The following is a 21,474-nucleotide window of genomic DNA, read 5'->3' as shown; positions in this document are numbered from 1 at the left end:
TAAATTTAATCAACTAATGAGAACACTCACATTATTAATTATATTGTTTTTTACATCTTTCGTTTATAGCCAAGGAACTGGGTCTATAGTAGGAAAATTAATTGATAAAGAATACAATAACGAACCTTTAGCTTTTGGTAATATATTAATTAAAGGCACTACAATGGGGACGACCTCTGATATTGATGGGTTATATGGTTTTGATGAGCTTGCTCCAGGGAGCTACGTTTTAGTATATAGCTTTGTAGGTTATGAAACTCAAGAAATTTCGGTAGAAGTTGTAGCAGGAAAGGTTACAGAAGTAAATGTTACTATGGGAGCTAGTGCTGCTTCACTTGATGAAGTAGTCATTACAACTACCACTCGAAAAGAAAGTGAAGCTGCCTTATTATTAGATCAAAAGAAGGCTGTTGAGATAAAACAGAGTATTGGTGCTGAAGAATTATCAAGAAAAGGTGTTGGAGACGCAGGTGAAGCTGTATCTAAAATATCAGGTATTTCTAAACAGAGTGGATCAAGTAATGTGTATGTAAGAGGTTTAGGAGATAGGTATCAAAATACGACGATGAATAATCTATCACTTCCTTCTACAGATGTTAACAAGAAGAATATTGACTTAGATTTATTTTCAACAGATATTATTGAAAACATTTCTGTTAGCAAAGCATATACCCCTTCATTTTATGGTGATTTTGCTGCTGGAAATGTAAATATAAACTCTAAAGAATATACAGGAGATGGCTTTTTTAATATTAGTTTAGGTTCTGGTGTTAATATTAATGCTATTGGTGAAGATTTTGTTAGAAGTGAAGGGCCAAGTTTTTTTGGATTTTACAACAGGTATGACAACAATCCTTTTGCTGTAGTCTTATCTCATGGTGTCGATCCGCAAGAGTTTGACGGCCAGATTAATTTTAATGGAGCTGTTGAAGGAGGTTACTCTTACAGTTTTGATGAAGATACACGATTAAGTCTTTTTGCAACAGCGAGTTTTTCTAATGGCTCTCAATACAGAGAAGGCGTTGCTAGAGATTTTACGAATGTCTTAAAAGTAGATTTCCCTAACGTTGAAGAATATCAATATTCTACAACAACAACAGCATTATTGAACGCTATTTTTAAAATAGATAATTATAATAAGATCACCTATAGCTCTTTGTTCATTAATAGCTCAAGTGATGAGGTTGGCTATTATGGTACACAAGGGGAAGGATTCAATAGAGATGGTATTGCTAGTGTAGATCCAAGAGATATTGGTTTCTATACAATGAACGTGCAATTCAACCAAGATCGCGTACATGTAAATCAATTTTTAGGAAATCATAGATCAACAAATGAAAAATGGGAACTAGATTGGGGAATTGGTTACAATAAAGTATTCTCAGATGAGCCAGATAGAAAGCGTATCAGTTTAGAAAACTATCAGTTTGCTTTAGATAGTGATCCAAATACAAATCCAGTTTTTTATACCAATATTCCTTTTGATAACCAGCGTTTTTTCCAAAACATTGAAGACGATGAGTATAATAGCTTTATTAATCTAGAGCATACGCTTACAGAAAAGGTAAAAATCAATTTTGGCTATAACGGTAGAACAAAAGAAAGAAGCTTTTCTAGTATCAGATATGGTTATGATATTGTAAATAGAGACGCTACACCTATTTTAGATGTAAATAACTTCAATACGATTTTTGATGTAAGTAACCTTAATATTCCTGATGGATCAGGTTTGTACAACTTGTCTGTTTTAAATCCAATCAATAACGCTATTGGAAACACAAATAGACCTGGCTTACCTGAAAATATCTATAACGGACAGTTAAATATTCATGCAGGTTATATTAATGCAGAAATCACATTAGGAGAGAAGTGGTTAATTGTTCCAGGGCTTAGACTAGAATCTTTCCAACAAGATATAACCTATGATGTAATTAACATTAGACAAGATGACCCAGGATTCAGAGATGTTTATGAAAATTTATTCTTACCAAGTTTGAACATTAAATATGCCTTGACTGAAGATTCTAACTTGAGATTGGCATTAAGTAAAACTGCATCTTTGCCTGAATTTAAAGAAGTTGCACCATTTGTTTATGAAGATGTAACTGTGCGATATGGTGGTAACCCAGATCTATTAGGTGGCGCAGATGGTAATGGTCCAACCTATTCTGAAATCTACAATTTAGACCTAAAATACGAATGGTTTTTAGAGCAAGGAGAAGTTGTGTCCTTAGGTGCTTTTGCAAAACGTATTAACGATCCTATCAATAGAGTTGTTGCTGCTGACGCAACAGGTACTCAACGTTATTTTAGAACTGGAGAAAAAGCAGATGTATATGGTTTAGAATTAGAATTACGCAAAAATATAACTGTTGATGAAGACGGAAAGCCAATTTTAGGTTTTGGGTTCAATGGATCATATACGTTTACAGAGCAAGATCTAGAAGATATTTCAGGCACGTTTGGTACTGCATTTGATAGAGAGACCGAAGAATTAGAAGGCGCTTCAAAATGGGTGTTTAATACAGATGTATCTTACAGTCCTACCATTAAAAATTATAAGCCTACAGCGACTTTGGTTGCTTCTTATTTTTCAGATAGAATTTACTCTATTGGTTCGGGTAGTTTAGGAAACATAGTTGAGAAAGGCGTTCCAACGTTAGATTTCGTTTGGAAGAGTCCTATCACTGAAAACTTAGACCTTAGTTTTTCTGCAAGAAATTTATTAGACCCAGACATTTCATTGGTAAGAGAAGGAACAGGTAGTGGCGATATTACAATAAGTGAATATAAAATAGGAATCAACCTAGGGATGTCACTCAAATACAAATTTTAATCTTAAAATAAATATATAATTACAGAACTTAATACTTAAATTTTAAAACGATGAAAACCAATTTATTTTACTTACTTGCTTTTGCTTTTATCTTTATGGGTTGCGAAAGCGATGATACATCAGACATTATTATCAATGACAATAGTGTAACAAACAATGGAGGTAGTACAACAAATCCAGGCGCTATTCCATTAGCAGGAGTTTATACTGCTGATTTAAATTTATTGTCTAGTGAAGAATATGTAATAACAGGGCCAGTTTTAATGGCAGCAGGAACTTCACTTAATGTTCCAGCGGGAATGATTATTAAAGCGGAACCAGTAGGAGTAAACGCATATATAGCGATTTTGCCAGGGGCTAAAATTCAAGCAATTGGAACATCATCAAACCCTATTGTTTTTACTTCTAATGCAAATAATCCATCTTCAGGAGATTGGGGAGGAATTGTAATGTGTGGTTATGCGCCAATAAATTCAACAGCAAATGGTTCTAATGATACCGCAACTACAGAAGTAGGCGGTTTGTCTTATGGCGGTAATGTAGCTGATGATGATTCGGGTACTTTAAGATATGTAAGAGTTGAGTATGCTGGTGGTGCAATTGATGGTAATGCAGAATTAAATGGTGTGTCCTTATATGCAATTGGAAGTCAAACAGAAATTGATTTTGTACAAGTGTATAAAGGGTCTGATGACGGATTTGAATTTTTCGGTGGAACAGTAAATGCAAGTCATATTGTAGTAACTGATGCTGAAGATGATTCTATCGACTGGACTGAAGGTTACACAGGATCGTTAACAGATGTTTATGTAGTACAAAATTCTGGAACAGACCACGATAGTGGTTTCGAGTGTGACGGATTTAATACTGACTTTTCTAACGAAGGTGGTTATTTCTCTATGCCAACCGTAACTAATGTAACTGTTATTGGCGATGGTGATTCTGGTCGTGCGCTTCGATTAAGAGCGGGTACTAGAGGTATTTTTTCTAATGTAGTTATTGATAATTTTGGAAGAGGTGTTGTTATTGAAGATGACGAACCAGGAAGCGCAACGAGTCAAGGTGTTGTTGATGGAAACCTATCATTAACAGATGTTTCTTTCTCTGCCTCAGTTGGTACGCCTTATACTGGTAATGGTTTAGAAAATGCAATTACAGAAGGTGATGTGATACTTGGTGATGCTGCCAATGCTACAGGAACAGATTTTGCAACTTGGGGAGCAGGTTGGACAAACAATCAATAATTTCTAGAAACATATAATAAAAAAAGCATCCAACATTGGATGCTTTTTTTATTATATAAATTAAGAGTAATTTAATTACTCGAAGCTAAACTTTCAGTGCTTGTCCATTGATTAACACTAGCAATCTCATTATTACTGTAATCAACTTCAGTTAAAGAGTTTCCATTCCAGTAAAACCACTTACCTACTTTTTTGCCATTATTATATTTAGCAGAAACAATTTTAGTTCCTTGCTCACTAAAACTCAACCATTCACCATGTAATTTGCCATCTTTGGTATAACTGCCGGTTTGACTTACTTCTCCATTATCGTGGTAGTAAACAACATCGATTAAATCTGTGGCTTTATTTAATTCTAAGCTTCTTTCATTTTGAGCAAAAGAAACTGCTGTGATTAACATTATTGCTAGGATACATATATTTTTCATCTCGAATCTGGGATTTTGATTAATAATTACATAACAAATATATATAAAAGTTTACAATATTCAAACATTTACATAACATTAAATTAACATTGAATTTGTAAACAATTGTTATTCAGTGACATAAATATGTATTAGAATTAAGAAATGGGTTAACATTGCTAATAAAAATGATAGCTCAACCACCTTAAAATTCATAAAATAAGTACAAAGTTCATATAGAACATAACATTTAGATAACATTGCGCTCAATTTAAAATATGAAATTTGTTATCGTTAATTTTTTTAATTCTATATGGAAAATCTATACATCTACATGCTTGTCGCTCTTGCATTTTTAGCAATTGCAGACCTTGTAGTTGGAGTAAGTAATGATGCGGTAAATTTTTTGAACTCAGCTATAGGTTCTAAGGCAGTTTCATTCAAAACTATTATAATTGTTGCTAGTTTAGGTGTTGCCTTAGGCGCTATGTCTTCTAGTGGTATGATGGAAGTCGCTCGAAAGGGTATTTTTAATCCGGGTGAATTTGTATTTGATGAAATTATGATCATTTTCATGGCTGTAATGATTACTGATATTCTGTTGCTTGATTTTTTCAATACTTTAGGGCTACCTACTTCTACAACTGTTTCAATAGTTTTTGAATTACTTGGCGCTTCTGTTTGTGTTGCAGCACTAAAGATTTATTCAAGCGAATCACAAAGTATTTTAGATCTTGGAAAGTATATAAACAATGAAAAAGCCATAGAGATTATACTTGGTATACTGCTTTCTGTGGTGATTGCCTTTACTGTAGGTGCTATAATTCAGTTCTTTTCTAGATTGCTTTTAAGTTTTCGTTTTGAAAGTAAACCAGCTTGGTTTGGTGCTGTTTTTAGTGGAGTTGCAGTAACTTCTATTTTATATTTTATATTGATCAAAGGGATAAAGAATGCTACATTTATGAGTGGTGATTTTAAAGCTCTAATTGCTAACAACCCACTAGAACTTATAGCAATTAGTTTTATCATATTTACAGTTATCTCATACATTGTTATCAATTTCACAAAGCATAATATCTACACAATCATTATCATTATTGGTACATTTGCGCTTGCTGTAGCCTTTGCTGGTAATGATCTGGTTAACTTTATTGGCGTGCCAATTGCTGCTTATAATGCCTTTACTGATTGGGCTGCTAGTGGTGAATTAGCTTCACAGTATAGTATGAAGCGTTTATCTGAAGCTGTACAGACACAACCCTATTTACTGTTAGTTGCAGGATTAATTATGGTATTGACCTTGTGGTTTTCAAGTAAAGCTAAAGCGGTTGTAAAGACATCTGTAGATTTATCTAGGCAAGATAATGTGAAAGAACGCTTTGAGCCTAACTTTTTATCCAGAGGAATAGTTAGAATAAGCATGTTGGCCTCAGAAGGGTTTAATCAAATGTTACCAAAGTCATCAAAAGCCTATATTGAAAAACAATTTCAAGAACCAGAACCTAATTTAGCAATTACCAAAACAGAAGACCTACCAGCTTTTGATTTGGTTCGAGCTGCTGTAAATTTGATGGTAGCTAGTGTATTGATTTCTATTGCAACATCAATGAAGTTACCTCTGTCTACGACTTATGTTACGTTTATGGTAGCTATGGGAACTTCTCTAGCAGATAGAGCTTGGGGAAGTGAAAGTGCTGTGTACCGAGTTGCTGGTGTTTTAAATGTTATTGGTGGTTGGTTTTTCACTGCCTTAAGTGCCTTTGTAGCTGCAGCTATTATGGCTTTAATTTTATACTATGGAAGAGGTTATGCGCTTACAGGACTTTTAGTTTTAGCAATGGTATTACTGATTAAGAACTACCTGAGCCATCGTAAAAAATCGAAGGTTCAGAAAGAAGCAGACAGCTTACAGAAGGCAGAGAGTAGTTCAATACAAGGTGTTATTTTAGAAAGTGCTAGTAATATTTCTAATGTAATAAAGCGAGGAAATAAAATTTATACTAGTGCTATCAATGGATTGGCTACACAGAATTTGAAACTGCTTAAAAAGAATAAAAAGAATATAGAAAAGTTGTCTACTGAAATAGATGATCTGCGAGATAATATCTTTTATTTCATAAAGAACCTTGAAGAACCAAGTGTTTCAGCAAGTAATTTTTACATTAATATTCTTGGCTACCTTCAAGATATGACACAGTCACTAGACTATATATCTAATGTGAGTTATAAGCATATCAATAATAACCATAAGAAGTTGAAATTCAGTCAAATTAAAGAGTTAAAAGAAATCGATGAGGTCATGGAAACGATGTTCAATGATACAAAAACAGCTTTTGATGCGAACTCTTTTCAAGACATAGGACTTGTTTTAAACGACAAGAAAAAAGTGCTTCAAATGGTAACTGAAAAAATACAAAAACAGGTTGAGCGCACCAGAACGGAAGAATCTAGCCCAAAGAATACAACATTATATTTCAGTTTATTGTTAGAGACCAAAGATTTGTTAACAGCGACGATGAATCTTCTAGAAGAGTATCATAGTGCTCACGACAGCAATGTTGAGCCAGCAACTATTCCTGATGTAACCCAAACAGATATAAAGGAAGAGGAGTAGTGCGTTATTTGTTTTTGTATCTTCACGCTAAAACACAGACATGTACAAACATCTTTTTTTAATCCTTTTAATTTCAGCGGCTTTAAATTATTCAGCAGCTCAAACCATAACAGGTTCTGAATTGTTAGAAAAAGTGATTGCTTATCACGATCCAAATCAAAAATGGGATACATTCAATGGAGAGTTTTATGTTACTATGCAAACACCCAATGATACCAAACGGGTAAGTCATATCCAAATCAATCTTCTGAGTGAGTATTTTAGTGTAGAAGCAGTAAAAGATACTGTTACTACTCAATACATCTTAGATAAAAGCCATTGTACAATTGCATTGAACGGTAAGACAGATTTGAGTAAAGCTGAGTTGTTTTCAAATAACCTAAGTTGTGATCGTGCTAACTTATATAAAAACTATTATACATACCTCTATGGATTACCAATGAAACTCAATGATAAAGGCACTATTATACATGATAAAGTAGAGCGTAAGTCTTTTAAAGGCAAAGTGTATCTAGTGTTAAAAGCTACTTATGATGAGACCGTTGGTAGTGATGTATGGTACTTTTATTTTGACCCAAAAACGTTTGCTCTTGAAGTCTACCAATTTTTTAAAACAGATGAAAAAGGTAAGGTTAAACACGATAGTGGAGAGTATATTTTACTTTCAGAAGTTGAAGTTATCAACGGTATAAAAATGCCAAAAATAAGAGCTTGGTATTATAATAAGGATAATGCTTATTTAGGTACAGATACATTAAGGCAATAAAAAAAAGCACCTCAATATTGAGGTGCTTTTTTAATATAACACTTATGATGGTTATGAACCACACATTAAACAGTCGTCGCCTTCGGCTTCTTTAGCTTGAGCAATTAAAGCCTTCATTTCTTCAGCAGTCATTGGTTCTACTTCGGTTGTTTGTTGTGCAAATTTAGCAGCAGTTTTAGCTGCTTTTTGTTGTTGCTTTTCTATTACAGCTGTGTCATCTACTTCAACAACTTCAGCAACAGGTTCTTCTTTTTTCTTGGTATCAAGCGTAAACTTAATGGCATCTACTGCACTCTTAGTTCTTAGGTAATACATACCAGTTTTTAAGCCACTTTTCCAGGCATAGAAATGCATAGATGTTAATTTAGCCATCGTAGCACCTTCCATAAATAGGTTAAGTGATTGTGATTGGTCAATAAAGTAACCTCTTTGGCGAGACATGTCTATGATATCTTTCATGCTCAATTCCCAAACGGTTTTATACAGTTCTTTAATGTCTTGAGGTATGATGTCGATATTCTGGATAGAGCCATTAGCTCTCATGATATCTTGTTTCAAGTTTTCGTTCCAAAGACCTAATTCTACAAGGTCTTCTAATAAATGCTTGTTTACAACAATAAATTCTCCAGATAGCACACGACGTGTATAGATGTTTGAGGTATAAGGCTCAAAGCATTCGTTATTACCTAAAATTTGAGAAGTAGATGCTGTAGGCATAGGCGCAACTAATAATGAGTTACGAACACCGTGTTTTTTTACATCTTTTCTCAATTTAGCCCAATCCCAACGACCACTTAATTCTTCATCTTTAATGCCCCAAAGGTTATGTTGGAATTCACCTTGACTTATTGGTGAGCCTTCGTATGTTTCATAGGCACCATCAGCTTTTGCTTCTTCCATACTTGCTGTTACTGCAGCAAAATATAAGGTTTCAAAAATCTCCTGATTCAATTGTTTTGCCTCATCACTTGTAAATGGCAAACGCAAGTTGATGAACGTATCTGCTAATCCTTGAACACCTAATCCTACTGGTCTATGACGGAAATTAGAATTTTGTGCTTCAATAACCGGATAGTAATTTCTGTCAATTACACGGTTTAAGTTTTTCGTCACACGTTTTGTGATCTTAAACAATTCTTTATGATCAAACGTACCATTTTTAACAAACATTGGTAAAGCAATTGATGCTAAATTACAAACCGCAACTTCATCAGGAGAGGTGTACTCTAAGATTTCAGTACATAAGTTTGATGAACGAATAGTTCCTAAGTTCTTCTGATTAGATTTACGATTGGCAGCATCTTTATATAGCATGTATGGTGTACCAGTTTCAATTTGAGATTCTAATATTTTTTCCCAAAGTTCGCGTGCTTTAATGGTTTTACGACCCTTGCCTTCTGCTTCGTATTTGGTGTATAACGCTTCAAACTCTTCACTATGAGATTCAGGTAAACCAGGACATTCGTTTGGGCACATGAGTGTCCATTGCCCATCTTCTTGAACACGTTTCATGAATAAATCTGAAATCCACATTGCATAAAATAAATCACGAGCACGCATTTCTTCTTTACCATGGTTCTTTTTTAAGTCTAAGAAATCAAAAATGTCGGCATGCCAAGTTTCAAGATACATGGCAAAACTTCCCTTACGTTTCCCACCACCTTGGTCTACATAACGCGCTGTGTCGTTGAACACTTTCAGCATTGGTACAATTCCGTTAGATGTTCCGTTTGTTCCAGCAATATAACTTCCTGTGGCTCTAATATTGTGCATTGCTAAACCTATTCCTCCAGCAGATTGAGAAATCTTAGCTGTTTGTTTTAATGTATCGTAGATGCCGTCTATACTGTCTTCCTTCATTGTTAAAAGAAAGCAAGATGACATTTGTGGTTTTGGTGTACCTGCATTAAAAAGCGTTGGTGTAGCGTGTGTAAAATACTTCTTAGACATTAACTCATAAGTTTCGATAGCTGCGTCCAAATCGTTTAAATGGATACCAACAGAAACTCTCATAAGCATGTGTTGCGGACGTTCAGCAATTTCGCCATTTAGTTTCAAAAGGTACGAGCGTTCTAAGGTTTTGAAACCGAAGTAGTCGTAACCAAAATCTCTATTATAGATAATTGTAGAGTCTAATTTCTCTTTATTATCCATGATAACTTTATAGACTTCATCAGACAATAAAGGCGCTTTTTTACCTGTTCTGGGATTAACATAAGTGTACAGGTCGTGCATTACCTCGCTAAAGGTTTTTTTGGTATTCTTATGTAAGTTTGAGACAGAAATACGAGCAGCTAAACGTGCGTAATCTGGGTGAGCAGTAGTCATAGTTGCAGCAATCTCGGCGGCTAGATTATCAAGTTCGCTGGTAGTTACACCATCGTACAAGCCTTCTATAACTCGCATGGCAACTTTTACAGGGTCTACTAATTCATTTAAGCCATAACATAGTTTTCTTACTCTGGAAGTAATCTTGTCAAACATCATTGGCTCTTTTCTTCCATCTCTTTTTAATACATACATAGTTTACACATTTTTTAGTTTCTGAAGTACACCGCTCCAGAAAGGGATTATTAGTTAGCCTAAATTTTAGCTAGGATACTAAAATCTAGAAAGTTGGTTTTTGATTTTAAGCTGAGTATTTTATCTCCTGATGTTGCTTCAGGATACTTGGTACTTAAAATCTTTTAGGATTAATTATAGTTTAAAAATCAGCGTCAAAACTGAATTTATCTTTTTCTTCTTCTTTGTTAAGCACACCTGCTTTTTGATATTCTGAAACACGTTTTTCAAAGAAATTTGTTTTCCCTTGTAATGAAATCATGTCCATGAAATCAAACGGATTGGCAGTATTATATTCTTTATCACAACCTAATTCACTTAATAGTCGATCTGTTACAAACTCTAAATATTGAGACATTAATTTTGCATTCATTCCAATTAAGCTAATTGGTAATGATTCTGTAATAAACTCACGTTCTATATCTAATGCATCTATAAGAATTTCTCTTATACGTTCTTTAGGAACTTTGTTGATCAAATGTTTTTGATGTAAGTGCACAGCAAAGTCACAATGTACACCTTCGTCTCTAGAGATTAATTCGTTGGAGAATGTCAATCCAGGCATTAAACCTCTTTTCTTTAACCAAAAGATAGAACAAAATGCTCCTGAAAAGAAAATACCTTCAACAGCGGCAAACGCGATTAATCGCTCTGCAAAACTTGGAGATTCTATCCATTTTAATGCCCAATCTGCTTTTTTCTTAATCGCTGGAAAATTTTCAATAGCTTGGAAAAGAATGTTTTTTTCCTTCTCATCTTTAACATAGGTATCAATTAATAATGAATATGTTTCACTATGAATGTTTTCCATCATAATTTGAAAACCGTAGAAAAATTTCGCTTCACTGTACTGTACTTCATTAACAAAATTTTCTGCTAAATTTTCATTCACAATACCATCACTTGCAGCGAAGAATGCCAAAATATGTTTTATGAAATAGCGTTCGTCGTCATTTAATTTTGTAGCCCAATCTGTAAGATCTTGGTGTAAGTCTATTTCTTCTGCAGTCCAAAAAGAGGCTTCTGATTTCTTATACCATTCCCAGATATCGTGATGTTTAATGGGGAAAATTACAAATCTATCTTTGTTTTCTTGCAATATTGGTTCTACAGTTTGTGACATATTAATTGTTTTTTTAATTAAAAAAATTAGAGAAAATTTTAGTGTGATTTAGGACTAGCAAAGATTTAAAAATGTCTGAGATATTTCGCGATTTTTCTCGAAAGCTTTTCAACAAGTTTTTAACAATTAGAGAATTAGCAAAAAAACTAAAGAATTGTTAAAAATATTTTTAAACAATTGAAAATCAGTTATATATATATTTTCTGTTTAAACAGATTTCGTAAGTATTATCTTGTTAAATAAGCGTTTAATATAGGGTTTTGCTAAGGAAGACATGTCCCAAATATGAAGTTGTATTTAAACAAAAAAAAGAGAGCGTCAACAGCTCTCTTTTCCCCCTAATAATTAACTAAAACTATAGACTAAGCTAATAGTATTAAAAAATGAAAATCTAAGTAAGATAAAAAGCCAAGGCTAACCTTGACTTTTTGATTAATAGCATTTAATCAAATAGTGAATCCCCACGATCACTCTATTTTTATGTCTATTAAAATTAATTTTCTCCTTAATTTCTATTCAAAGATGAATAAATTTAACAAAGGAATAATTTGAATATGTATGGTTGGTATGAAAAATTGTATAACTGGTATAACTAAATTTATAGCAACCTATAACACCCTATTTCAAACATTACATACACAAAAGAATGCTAACTATACATATTATAAATAACATGTTGCATAAAGTCATATATTTGATATTATGATAAAAGCAGTAATTGTTGATGATGAGCCAAAGGCAATTCAAAGTCTGTCTTGGGAGCTTTCCAACTTTAGTAACGATATTGAGGTTGTTGAGACCTTCTCTAATCCTGAGGAGGCTATATTATACCTTAATTCTAATACACCAGATTGCTTGTTTTTAGACATTCAAATGCCTACCATGGATGGGTTCCAGTTCCTTGAAAGGTTATCGAAAAAGGAGTTTGCGGTTGTTATCACTACAGCTTATGATGAGTATGCAATAAAAGCATTAAAGCATGAAGCTATAGATTATTTATTAAAACCAATAGATTCTGATGACCTCGATGCAACCATTCAAAAAATTAAAAAGCATAGTTTTAGAATGCTTAATGTTTCTAAAATTGAAGAGGTACTTACAAACTTCAATGGTAAATTTGACAAACAGAGAATTACAATCAATAGTGATGGGAAACTCATTTTCTTAAATATAGACGATATTTTATATGTTGAATCAGATGGGAACTATAGTACTATAATTTTGCAAGATGCTCCCAAAATTGTGATTACTAAAAAATTAAAAGAGGTAGACGAAATTTTGCCTAAGCATTATTTTTTTAGAATTCATAATTCATATATAGTTAATCTTAATAAGATCAAAGAATTTATAAAAAGTGAAGGGTATGTTGTGATGCAATCTAACCATAAAATCCCAGTTGCTAGACAACGTAAATCAGACTTTTTAGAGAAGTTGTAGCAATGCATACGAATATAAAAATAAAATTCCTATTGAAATTCAAATTAAGCAGCTTAGCACTTTTGACTGTATTGAGTTTTGTGAGTTTAAACCTTCATGCTCATAAAGAGCAAGCTACTGACTTTGACATGCTTTTATCTGAGATTGTAAGATCTAAACCCAAAATTTATAAAGCACTAGATACAACATTTTCGAACTTTATAAACGATAGTATACGTATGAAAATGTTAGCTCAAAAATCTAGTGCAATCAACTATGCTGAAGGCGAGAGCTTCGCTTTAAATGCCTTAGGAGTTATTTATAGAAATATCTCTTTGTACGAAAATGCCATTGAAATGCATAAAAAAGCTAACGAATTAGCAGTTGAGGCTAGTAATGTTGAGTTAAGAATCGTAAGTCTTAATAATATAGGAGTTGCTTACAGAAGAATGGATTTGGTAAAACCAGCGCTAGATTACCATACCAAAGCACTTGACATTGCCAGTTCAATTGATAAGCCATCTAATGAGATAAAATATAATATTGCTGTATCTCAAAATAGCATGGGAAATATTTATTTGGTTCTAGAACAGTATGAACTCGCTATGCGACAATTTGAAAAATCGTTAGTAATAGAGAAAGAAGAAGGAAATAGGTTAGGATTAGCGATTAACTATCAGAATATTGGTTTTGCATTTGAAGCTCAAGGCGAATTAGAGAATGCGCTACGCAATTACAAGAGGTCTTTAGATTTCAATAATCAAATTGATTCTAATATAGGACGTGTAATATGTTATAATAGTATTGGTAAGGTATACATCAAACAAAAAAAGTATGACGATGCGAAGACTATTATAGAAGAAGCTTTAGAAAAAGCACTACAAATAGGAGATCAGTTTTATATTGCTTCATCATACATTAATTTAGGTTGGGTGCAAAAGTGTTTAGGTACAAATGAAATATCAGAAACAAATTTAAAGAAAGGATTAGAGATCGCTCAAAATTATAGCCTTAAATCTTCAATAGTTGAAGCCAATAAACTTTTATCAGAGTTGTATGAAATCACAAACAAACCATTGCAAGCACTCAACACATATAAAGCTGCTATAGCCTTAGAGAAAACCATATCAAATGATCGTAATCTGAGGTATGTGAATGATGTGATTATACAGTATGAAAACGAAGCAAAAAACAAACAAATCAAAGCGCTTGCAAGTGAGAACGAATTGGTTAAGTCAAGACTAGAACGCAATAAAAAACTATTTTGGTATTCTATGTTGGCTTTAGCAGTTATTGGTGCCATAATAGTAGCCTTATATAGAAATAGACAGTTGCAACAGGAAAAGCAGATTTTAACTTTAGAGCAAGATATGTTAAGAAGTCAAATGAATCCGCATTTTATCTTTAATTCACTCAACTCTATAAAGCTTTATATCATAAATAATGAAAAAGAGAATGCCGTTTATTACTTAAACAAATTTTCAAAACTCATTAGAAAGATTTTAGTAGCTTCAACTGAAAAAGAAATTTCACTTGAAGACGAATTAGAGACGATGAAGCTTTATATGAATATAGAAAATATACGATTTTCTAATGCCATACGATTTGAAGTCAATGTTGATGACACTATAAATACAGCGAGTATAAAAGTACCATCAATGATATTACAACCTTTTCTAGAGAATGCGCTTTGGCATGGGTTGTCTTCTAAAAAGGAAGATGATAAAAAAATCGTACTTGATGTTTATAAAACGAGTGACGATTATGTAACCATTTCTATAGAAGATAATGGGATAGGTAGAAAACTTTCTGCAAAAATCAATAAAGATAAATTGCTAAAGCGAAAATCTGTAGGTATAGATATTACAAAAGCACGATTAGCAAATTTTTCTAAAGGGTATGCAAATGACTATAAAATAACAATTGAAGATCTTTATAGTGAGAATAATGTTCCAAAAGGGACTAAGGTAATTGTAGATATTCCAATAAAATCAATAGCGTTACAATCTGCATAGTTATAGTTGTTTTAATCCTATGTTATTTTATTGGTATTTTTTAGCAACTTGCTCTAACTCACTATACCAATCTTCACCAAATTTTCGAATAAGCGCCTCTTTAACAAATTTATAGATAGGCACTTGTAATTCTTTGCCCAACGTACATGCATCATCACAAATCTCCCACTTATCATAATTAACAGCTGAAAATTCAGAATACTCTTTTACACGAATGGGATAGAGGTGACATGACACAGGTTTTTTCCAAGAAATTTCACCTTGATTGTATGCTTCTTCGATACCACATAATGCCGTTTTTTTATCATCAAAAATAACATAAGCACAATCTGCACCATTAATAAGTGGCGTTTCGAAATCGCCAAAAGGCGTAGTGATATGTGTGCCTTGAGCCTCAATAGCAGTAATGCCCTCTTTTCGTAAAAAAGGTTTGACCTTTGGGTAAATGGTTTTAAGGATTTCAGTTTCTTCTGCATCTAGAGGAGCACCAGCATCACCATCAATACAACAAGCACCTTTGCAAGCCGAAAGGTTACACACAAAATCTTTTTCAATGATATCTTCTGAAACAATGGTATTTCCTAATTGAAACATGCGATGAAACTAGCTTTAAAATTGATGATAAAAATAGATAAACTTTACCATTATTTAATGTTATAAATCTGCTTTAATGAACTACTTTTGCGGAAAATATTAAAACAATAGTTATGGAATTTAACTTCAAAGAGATATTTACAGCATTCATGGTGCTTTTTGCAGTTATAGATATTATTGGAAATATTCCAATAATAATCGATTTACGAAAAAAAGTAGGTCATATACAAAGCGAGAAAGCATCATTAATAGCAGGTGTTATAATGATCATGTTTCTGTTTTTAGGAAAAACTATTTTATCGCTTATTGGTGTTGGTGTAAACTCGTTTGCAGTAGCAGGAGCTTTCATTTTATTTTTTATTGCCTTAGAAATGATACTTGGAATTACACTATATAAACAAGATGAAGAAAGCGCTATGACGGCGTCTGTATTTCCACTTGCATTTCCTTTAATTGCAGGACCAGGCAGTTTAACAACATTGCTTTCATTGCGTGCAGAATTTAGAATTGAAAACATTATCATTGCTGTAATAATGAATGTTATCATTATCTTTATCGTATTAAAAACATCGGCTAGAATAGAGCGAATCATTGGGCAAAATGGGATTAACATTATCAGAAAGGTGTTTGGAGTAATTTTACTAGCAATTGCTGTAAAATTATTTGCTCATAATATCAAAGCCTTGTTCGAGCTTGCTTAAATAGATTGGAATGAAGATATTTACACTAATAGTTAGTATTATAGCTTTGGCTTTAATGGGTTATAATATGACTAAAATAAATTTAGACCACCCTTTTGAAGGTGAAAGTGTTATTGCTCTCATCACTATTCTAGCATCACTTTGTGCTATTGTTTTGTTACAAGTTTTGCGATTGTCTAAACGAGTAAATCAGAAACTAAAAAAACAATAGTTAATGTTTGATGTGTTGATCATCGGTGGAGGTGCTTCAGGAATGTCTTGCGCTTTGGTTCTAGGCTCTGCTAAACTTAAACCTTATGCTGAAAATAAACGCATAGGTATTATAATACATCAAAGAGTCTCACATTTACAAAATGCGTTGTTCAATAATGTTCTAGGACTATCACCAGGAACTACAGGTGCTTCAATTTTAGAAAGTGGCAAAAACCAGCTTAGTGATTTGTATCCTCATGTTGAGCAAATAGATAAAGAAAAAGTGCAATCTGTGATCAAGTCTCCTAATGGTTATAAAGTTACTACTAACAAAAACGAATACACGTCACTGGTAATTGTTATTGCAGTAGGTTATACCAATCTATTCAATATTAAAGGACTCGAATCTTATGTGGAAACGCATCCAAGAGCAGTAACCGAAAAAGAGCGTATTTGGTTAAAAAATACAGATCATTTGGTGGCAGATGGGCTTTACGTTGCTGGAACTTTAGCTGGTTGGCGAAGCCAATTTGCAATAGCATCAGGTAGTGGTGCACAAGTAGCAACAGACATCTTGACTTTGTGGAATGGAGGGAAACACACAAAGATTCACGATAAGATCTAAGCGAAACACTTAATCAATTATCGAACTCTACTTCTGAAGTACTCAACAAGATAACTTCTTCAATCATATTATCATATTTATTTATGATTTGTTCAGAAGCATTACTACCATACAATTGATTTGCCAATTCGGCTTTAATTAAGGCTTTCATTTGATCGTAATATGCAACAAAAGTAATGCGTGTTCTTTCCTTTAAGTTGAGGTAATCTTGAAACTTTACAACCACATCATCACTTACTATAAAATTATCAATAAAATCAGATACATTAACATTATCATAAATACTTCTGTCTTTGTCTAATTCTTCAAAAACAAAATTACTAATGTACCCTCTCCTTTTAATATAATTTAGTGTTTCATTTTGAGCACTAGTATCTAACGGAACAAAAATATCAGGAATGATACCACCACCACCATAAACAATTTTTCCATTTGGTGTGGTGAACTTTAATGAGTCTGCTATTTCAATAGACTCTTGGTTTTCAAACTCACCGCTTCTTAAGCGTTTATAGTAATCATTATAATAAGCATTGTTATTGCCATTACTATAAGGCCTTTGTATTGAGCGGCCTGTTGGTGTATAATATCTTGAAACGGTTAAGCGTACGGCACTACCATCTCCTAGTGCCATTTCTCGTTGCACTAAGCCTTTACCATAACTGCGTCTGCCTACAATAGTTCCTTTATCGTTGTCTTGTAAAGCACCAGCAACAATCTCACTAGCTGAAGCTGAATTTTCGTCAATTAGTATAAACACTTCACCTTCTTCAAAATCACCTCTTCTAGTAGCATAACTTTTTTCTATTTTACCGGATTTATTTTTTGTAAATAAAATAAGTTTGTCGTCTTCAAGAAATTCATCTGCAATTTGTTCAGCAATACCCAAGAAGCCTCCAGGATTGTCACGTAGGTCTAGTGCTAATTTTGTTGCGCCTTCATCTTGTAATTGATCTAATGCGTTTTTGAATTCTTTATATGTAGACTCGGCAAAGCGATTTATTTTTATATAGCCTAGATTTTCGGTAAGCATATAAGCAGCATCTACACTTTTAATTGGAATATCTGTTCGCTTAATGGTAAAGTCTAACAATTTATTTTCTCCTTTTCGAAATACCTTTAAATTGATTTTTGTGTTCTTTTCGCCCTTTAGCTTTTTGATGATGTCATCATTGCTCCATGTTCTTCCAAAAATTGAGTCTCCATTTGCAGTAATGATTCGGTCTCCACCTTTAATACCAGCTTTTTCACTTGGTCCGCCTTCAATAGCTCTGATAACTGTGATGGTATCATTATAAGTGTAAAAACTTACGCCAATACCTACAAAATCACCCTTCATGTTTTCAGTGACACGCTGTAATTCGCTTTTTGGTATATAGGTAGAGTGTGGATCTAGATTATCTAGAATCCCATTAACAGTAACATCTACGATGCTATCGGTGTTGATGTCATCTACATATTCGTAGTCTATATAGTCTATTAGTCTATTTAGCTTGTCTTTTTTGCTATTAGTTGTAAATAGTCGATCAGAAGTATCTGTAAAGTTTAGCTTTCCGCCAATAAATACACCAAGTGCTATTGCTAGGCCGAGAAGTAATGGAATGTATTTTTTTTGAAAGTTCATTTATGCTTTTAAATCTTCAATAAGTTCAAGTTCTATACCCGCTTTTTTAAGAAAGCGTAATCCAGAATCATCTTTATAGCCTTCATTATAAACCACACGTATAATACCAGCTTGATGAATTAATTTACTACATTCTTTGCAAGGCGATAAGGTAATATATAAGGTGGCTCCTTTACAAGACTGAGTTGATGCAGCTACTTTTAAAATAGCGTTGGCTTCAGCATGAAGCACATACCATTTGGTGTAACCCTCTTCATCTTCACAATAATTTTCAAACCCAGTTGGTGTTCCATTGTAGCCATCGGAGATGATCATTCTTTCTTTTACGATTAGCGCACCAACTTGTTTTCGTTTGCAATGTGATAATTTACCCCATTCCTTAGCAATTCTCAAATAGGCTTTATCGTATCGTAATTGTTTTTGTTTAGGCATTCTAGATTTTGTTTTTACATCTTCCAAGGAAAATTAAAACGAATATAAAGGCTAAGTATTTTAATTGCAATACCATTAATTCGTTTTCACATATTGTCTTTCAAATGTAAGAATTATTAAAAAAGATATAGATATGTATTTTTCTGCTTTACGTTAAAGTTTTACCAAAATAAATATTGCTTTCTTAATTTTTTAAGATAAAAGCTCACTTTTTATAAGCATGGGTAAAACAAAACCAACAACTATTGCAGAAATGACCATCACCCAATCACGTTTTGAAAATCGGAACAGGGTTTGGCATATAAAACTTATAAACAAGACGATAAAAGCTATTACTAGCTGACCTAATTCGATACCAATTGAAATTTCTATTGCTGATATTATTTCATTTTCTGTTGAAGAAACCATAGAGTTAAACTCATTAACAAATCCAAAGCCATGAATAAACCCGAATAATAAGGTTATCAAGTTCCAGATATTAATCTTGTTATTATACGTTTTTCTTCCTGCAGTGAAAATATTGAAAAATGCAATCATAAATATGATAAGAGGAATTAAAAAAGAAACCAATTTGATATTTACATTAACAATATTATTTATAGTAAGAATAAGAGCAACAGTATGGCCAATAGTGAATAGCGTAATAAGTATGAGTAAGCGTTTCCAATCGTTAAACAAAAAAGGAATGGCTATGACAATTAAAAATAAGATATGATCATAAGCATTGATATGTAAGGTGTGGTAAACACCATCTTGAAGGTTAGATAGAAAATGATCTATCATAATAATAGTATTTGGGTTCTTTCAAAGTTACATTTTATAATCGATGTACAAAATTATTAGGTTGTAAAACCTAAGTTCTTTGACTACAAATTATTTTTTGAATTTAGAATTTTCATCAAGATTATCTACAATCCAGTAAGAAATACAAAACATTTTAATTAATTTCGTATTAAGTAATATCTACAGAGTGTTAAATGAGGACAAATCCTAGATACTCTATGATGATTTTTATTTTTTAATTACAATTTTTTTATATCTTTAACACTTTAACTAATAAAATTAAGAACTAGAACGATGAAAAGACTATTTTCTATCTTAGCCATAGCAGGAATAATGGCTTTTGGTACTGTTAACGCGAACGCATATACAGTAAAAGCAACAACAACAGTTGCAACCACATTTCAAAATGTAGACGAAGAACCAGCTGAAGAAGCCTCTTTTACACAAGTAGTGAAAGATCGATTTATTGAAGGTGGGCCATTTTTTATGGGTATTGTACTGTTATGTTTAATCCTAGGATTAGCAATAGCTATTGAAAGAATTATTTATCTGAACTTAGCTACTACAAACACAAAAAAATTAACGCAAAATGTTGAAGATGCACTTCAGTCTGGAGGTATCGACGCAGCTAAGGAAGTTTGTAGAAATACAAAAGGTCCTGTTGCATCTATTTTTTACCAAGGTTTAGATAGAGCAAATGAAGATATTGATGCTGCAGAAAAAGCAGTAGTTGCATATGGTGGAGTTCAAATGGGGCAACTAGAAAAGAATGTATCATGGATTTCATTATTCATTGCATTAGCACCAATGCTTGGATTCATGGGAACAGTATTAGGTATGATTGAAGCCTTTGATAAGATTGAGGCTGCAGGTGATATGAACCCTTCTTTGGTAGCTGGAGGTATTAAAATAGCCTTACTTACAACTGTATTTGGTCTTATAGTAGCTATTATACTGCAAATTTTTTATAACTATATCATTGCAAAAATAGATAGCATAGTTAATGATATGGAAGATGCATCAATTACGTTGATGGATTTGTTGGTAAGACATAAAAAGTAATAACCAAATTATTAAATCATATATCATATGAATATTCAAAAAATAATAAAACTTATTGCTTTAGTAATTGGGTTGATTGCAGTATTCTTCTTAGTTAGAATTATAATGATTGGTGACGAGGCATTTGAGGCTAGCGTTGATAATCATGGTACGCTTTCTATGTTTATTACTTTAGCATTGATAGTATTAGCTATAGCTACAATTTCTGCTGTAGCATTTAGTTTAGTTAATCTAATTAGTAATCCAGATAAATTAAAGAAATCACTTTTATCAGTAGGTGTTTTTATTGTCATTTTACTTGTAGGTTATCTTATGTCTTCAGGAGAAGAGCAACTATTAAATGATGGTAGTATGTTAAGTGCTACACGATCTCAAATGATTGAAGGAGCAATAAGAGCATTCTATATTTTAATTCTATCTGCAGCAGGACTTATGTTGTTTTTCGGAGTTAAAAAGATGTTAAGTAAATAACAATACAAAA

General features: G+C 32.8%; 18 protein-coding genes. 11 read left to right on the top strand and 7 right to left on the bottom strand.

The window, feature by feature from the left end; genetic code table 11:
• Nucleotides 1-16 precede the first annotated feature (16 nt).
• Together Q0876_RS00515 and Q0876_RS00510 are read left to right on the top strand one after the other, a co-directional pair.
• A complete protein-coding gene (locus tag Q0876_RS00515; RefSeq protein WP_299222950.1) occupies nt 17-2,836 on the top strand; it encodes a TonB-dependent receptor in 2,820 nt (939 codons plus the stop codon).
• A gap of 50 nt (nt 2,837-2,886) precedes the next feature.
• Nucleotides 2,887-4,080, top strand: coding sequence for a multidrug transporter (locus Q0876_RS00510; RefSeq protein ID WP_299222948.1), 1,194 nt, complete (start codon nt 2,887-2,889; stop codon nt 4,078-4,080).
• 71 nt (nt 4,081-4,151) lie between these two features.
• On the opposite strand, the gene Q0876_RS00505 is transcribed toward Q0876_RS00510, so the two are convergent.
• Nucleotides 4,152-4,508, bottom strand: coding sequence for a nicotinic acid mononucleotide adenyltransferase (locus tag Q0876_RS00505; protein ID WP_299222946.1), 357 nt, complete (start codon nt 4,506-4,508; stop codon nt 4,152-4,154).
• 292 nt (nt 4,509-4,800) lie between these two features.
• Between Q0876_RS00505 and Q0876_RS00500 the strand changes: the two genes are divergently transcribed.
• Together Q0876_RS00500 and Q0876_RS00495 are read left to right on the top strand one after the other, a co-directional pair.
• Entirely contained in the window at nt 4,801-7,101 is a 2,301-nt protein-coding gene (locus tag Q0876_RS00500; protein WP_299222944.1) for an inorganic phosphate transporter, read from the top strand.
• Nucleotides 7,102-7,141: 40 nt separating this feature from the next.
• Complete coding sequence (locus Q0876_RS00495) at nt 7,142-7,867, top strand: DUF6503 family protein (RefSeq protein ID WP_299222941.1); 726 nt, start codon at nt 7,142-7,144, stop codon at nt 7,865-7,867.
• A gap of 51 nt (nt 7,868-7,918) precedes the next feature.
• Here the strand turns inward: Q0876_RS00495 and Q0876_RS00490 are convergent, their stop codons facing one another.
• The gene (locus tag Q0876_RS00490) at nt 7,919-10,390 is read right to left on the bottom strand and encodes a ribonucleoside-diphosphate reductase subunit alpha (protein WP_299222939.1); all 2,472 of its coding nucleotides are present in this window, start codon (nt 10,388-10,390) and stop codon (nt 7,919-7,921) included.
• A 181-nt stretch (nt 10,391-10,571) separates the two neighbouring features.
• Nucleotides 10,572-11,552 (bottom strand): ribonucleotide-diphosphate reductase subunit beta, encoded by a 981-nt coding sequence (locus tag Q0876_RS00485; protein ID WP_299222937.1) that lies wholly within the window; start codon nt 11,550-11,552, stop codon nt 10,572-10,574.
• Between the two features lie 702 nt (nt 11,553-12,254).
• Between Q0876_RS00485 and Q0876_RS00480 the strand changes: the two genes are divergently transcribed.
• Both Q0876_RS00480 and Q0876_RS00475 read left to right on the top strand, forming a co-directional pair.
• Nucleotides 12,255-12,989 carry a LytTR family DNA-binding domain-containing protein gene (locus Q0876_RS00480; RefSeq protein WP_299222935.1) on the top strand — a complete coding sequence of 245 codons (735 nt, stop codon included), beginning with the start codon at nt 12,255-12,257 and terminating at the stop codon, nt 12,987-12,989.
• 32 nt (nt 12,990-13,021) lie between these two features.
• Nucleotides 13,022-14,983 carry a tetratricopeptide repeat protein gene (locus Q0876_RS00475; RefSeq protein ID WP_299222933.1) on the top strand — a complete coding sequence of 654 codons (1,962 nt, stop codon included), beginning with the start codon at nt 13,022-13,024 and terminating at the stop codon, nt 14,981-14,983.
• A gap of 27 nt (nt 14,984-15,010) precedes the next feature.
• Here Q0876_RS00475 and Q0876_RS00470 read toward each other — a convergent pair whose 3' ends face one another.
• A complete protein-coding gene (locus Q0876_RS00470) occupies nt 15,011-15,577 on the bottom strand; it encodes a DUF3109 family protein (protein ID WP_299222931.1) in 567 nt (188 codons plus the stop codon).
• 113 nt (nt 15,578-15,690) lie between these two features.
• On the opposite strand from Q0876_RS00470, the gene Q0876_RS00465 reads away from it, so the two are divergent.
• The 3 genes from Q0876_RS00465 to Q0876_RS00455 are packed head-to-tail and all read left to right on the top strand — an operon-like array spanning nt 15,691 to nt 17,095.
• Nucleotides 15,691-16,278 (top strand): MarC family protein, encoded by a 588-nt coding sequence (locus tag Q0876_RS00465; RefSeq protein ID WP_299222929.1) that lies wholly within the window; start codon nt 15,691-15,693, stop codon nt 16,276-16,278.
• A 10-nt stretch (nt 16,279-16,288) separates the two neighbouring features.
• Nucleotides 16,289-16,489 carry a hypothetical protein gene (locus tag Q0876_RS00460; RefSeq protein WP_299222927.1) on the top strand — a complete coding sequence of 67 codons (201 nt, stop codon included), beginning with the start codon at nt 16,289-16,291 and terminating at the stop codon, nt 16,487-16,489.
• A 3-nt stretch (nt 16,490-16,492) separates the two neighbouring features.
• Nucleotides 16,493-17,095, top strand: a complete 603-nt coding sequence (locus tag Q0876_RS00455) for an FAD-dependent oxidoreductase (RefSeq protein ID WP_299222922.1) — start codon at nt 16,493-16,495, stop codon at nt 17,093-17,095.
• Between the two features lie 13 nt (nt 17,096-17,108).
• Here Q0876_RS00455 and Q0876_RS00450 read toward each other — a convergent pair whose 3' ends face one another.
• The 3 genes from Q0876_RS00450 to Q0876_RS00440 form a co-directional block, all read right to left on the bottom strand.
• On the bottom strand, nt 17,109-18,716 hold the full coding sequence (locus Q0876_RS00450; RefSeq protein ID WP_299222920.1) for a S41 family peptidase: 1,608 nt from the start codon (nt 18,714-18,716) through the stop codon (nt 17,109-17,111).
• On the bottom strand, nt 18,717-19,148 hold the full coding sequence (locus Q0876_RS00445) for a dCMP deaminase family protein (RefSeq protein WP_299222918.1): 432 nt from the start codon (nt 19,146-19,148) through the stop codon (nt 18,717-18,719). It lies immediately after the preceding gene.
• 192 nt (nt 19,149-19,340) lie between these two features.
• A complete protein-coding gene (locus Q0876_RS00440; RefSeq protein WP_299222916.1) occupies nt 19,341-19,931 on the bottom strand; it encodes a HupE/UreJ family protein in 591 nt (196 codons plus the stop codon).
• Nucleotides 19,932-20,225: 294 nt separating this feature from the next.
• Between Q0876_RS00440 and Q0876_RS00435 the strand changes: the two genes are divergently transcribed.
• Together Q0876_RS00435 and Q0876_RS00430 are read left to right on the top strand one after the other, a co-directional pair.
• Nucleotides 20,226-20,993 (top strand): MotA/TolQ/ExbB proton channel family protein, encoded by a 768-nt coding sequence (locus tag Q0876_RS00435; protein WP_299222915.1) that lies wholly within the window; start codon nt 20,226-20,228, stop codon nt 20,991-20,993.
• A gap of 27 nt (nt 20,994-21,020) precedes the next feature.
• Complete coding sequence (locus Q0876_RS00430) at nt 21,021-21,464, top strand: hypothetical protein (protein WP_299222912.1); 444 nt, start codon at nt 21,021-21,023, stop codon at nt 21,462-21,464.
• Nucleotides 21,465-21,474 lie beyond the last annotated feature (10 nt).

The organism is uncultured Psychroserpens sp. (genome assembly GCF_947503375.1).
Classification (GTDB): domain Bacteria; phylum Bacteroidota; class Bacteroidia; order Flavobacteriales; family Flavobacteriaceae; genus Psychroserpens.
The sequence above is the reverse complement of the archived record's forward strand: the minus strand, read 5'-3'. Positions and strand labels throughout refer to the sequence as shown.

Excerpts from the sequence above, each read along its gene's own strand:
- Q0876_RS00515 (WP_299222950.1), top strand. The coding sequence starts at position 17 with ATGAGAACACTCACATTATTAATTATATTGTTTTTTACATCTTTCGTT.
- Q0876_RS00485 (WP_299222937.1), bottom strand. The coding sequence starts at position 11,552 with ATGTCACAAACTGTAGAACCAATATTGCAAGAAAACAAAGATAGATTT.
- Q0876_RS00465 (WP_299222929.1), top strand. The coding sequence starts at position 15,691 with ATGGAATTTAACTTCAAAGAGATATTTACAGCATTCATGGTGCTTTTT.
- Q0876_RS00470 (WP_299222931.1), bottom strand. The coding sequence starts at position 15,577 with ATGTTTCAATTAGGAAATACCATTGTTTCAGAAGATATCATTGAAAAA.
- Q0876_RS00500 (WP_299222944.1), top strand. The coding sequence starts at position 4,801 with ATGGAAAATCTATACATCTACATGCTTGTCGCTCTTGCATTTTTAGCA.
- Q0876_RS00435 (WP_299222915.1), top strand. The coding sequence starts at position 20,226 with ATGAAAAGACTATTTTCTATCTTAGCCATAGCAGGAATAATGGCTTTT.
- Q0876_RS00430 (WP_299222912.1), top strand. The coding sequence starts at position 21,021 with ATGAATATTCAAAAAATAATAAAACTTATTGCTTTAGTAATTGGGTTG.
- Q0876_RS00490 (WP_299222939.1), bottom strand. The coding sequence starts at position 10,390 with ATGTATGTATTAAAAAGAGATGGAAGAAAAGAGCCAATGATGTTTGAC.
- Q0876_RS00450 (WP_299222920.1), bottom strand. The coding sequence starts at position 18,716 with ATGAACTTTCAAAAAAAATACATTCCATTACTTCTCGGCCTAGCAATA.
- Q0876_RS00510 (WP_299222948.1), top strand. The coding sequence starts at position 2,887 with ATGAAAACCAATTTATTTTACTTACTTGCTTTTGCTTTTATCTTTATG.
- Q0876_RS00495 (WP_299222941.1), top strand. The coding sequence starts at position 7,142 with ATGTACAAACATCTTTTTTTAATCCTTTTAATTTCAGCGGCTTTAAAT.
- Q0876_RS00505 (WP_299222946.1), bottom strand. The coding sequence starts at position 4,508 with ATGAAAAATATATGTATCCTAGCAATAATGTTAATCACAGCAGTTTCT.
- Q0876_RS00455 (WP_299222922.1), top strand. The coding sequence starts at position 16,493 with ATGTTTGATGTGTTGATCATCGGTGGAGGTGCTTCAGGAATGTCTTGC.
- Q0876_RS00480 (WP_299222935.1), top strand. The coding sequence starts at position 12,255 with ATGATAAAAGCAGTAATTGTTGATGATGAGCCAAAGGCAATTCAAAGT.
- Q0876_RS00460 (WP_299222927.1), top strand. The coding sequence starts at position 16,289 with ATGAAGATATTTACACTAATAGTTAGTATTATAGCTTTGGCTTTAATG.
- Q0876_RS00445 (WP_299222918.1), bottom strand. The coding sequence starts at position 19,148 with ATGCCTAAACAAAAACAATTACGATACGATAAAGCCTATTTGAGAATT.
- Q0876_RS00440 (WP_299222916.1), bottom strand. The coding sequence starts at position 19,931 with ATGATAGATCATTTTCTATCTAACCTTCAAGATGGTGTTTACCACACC.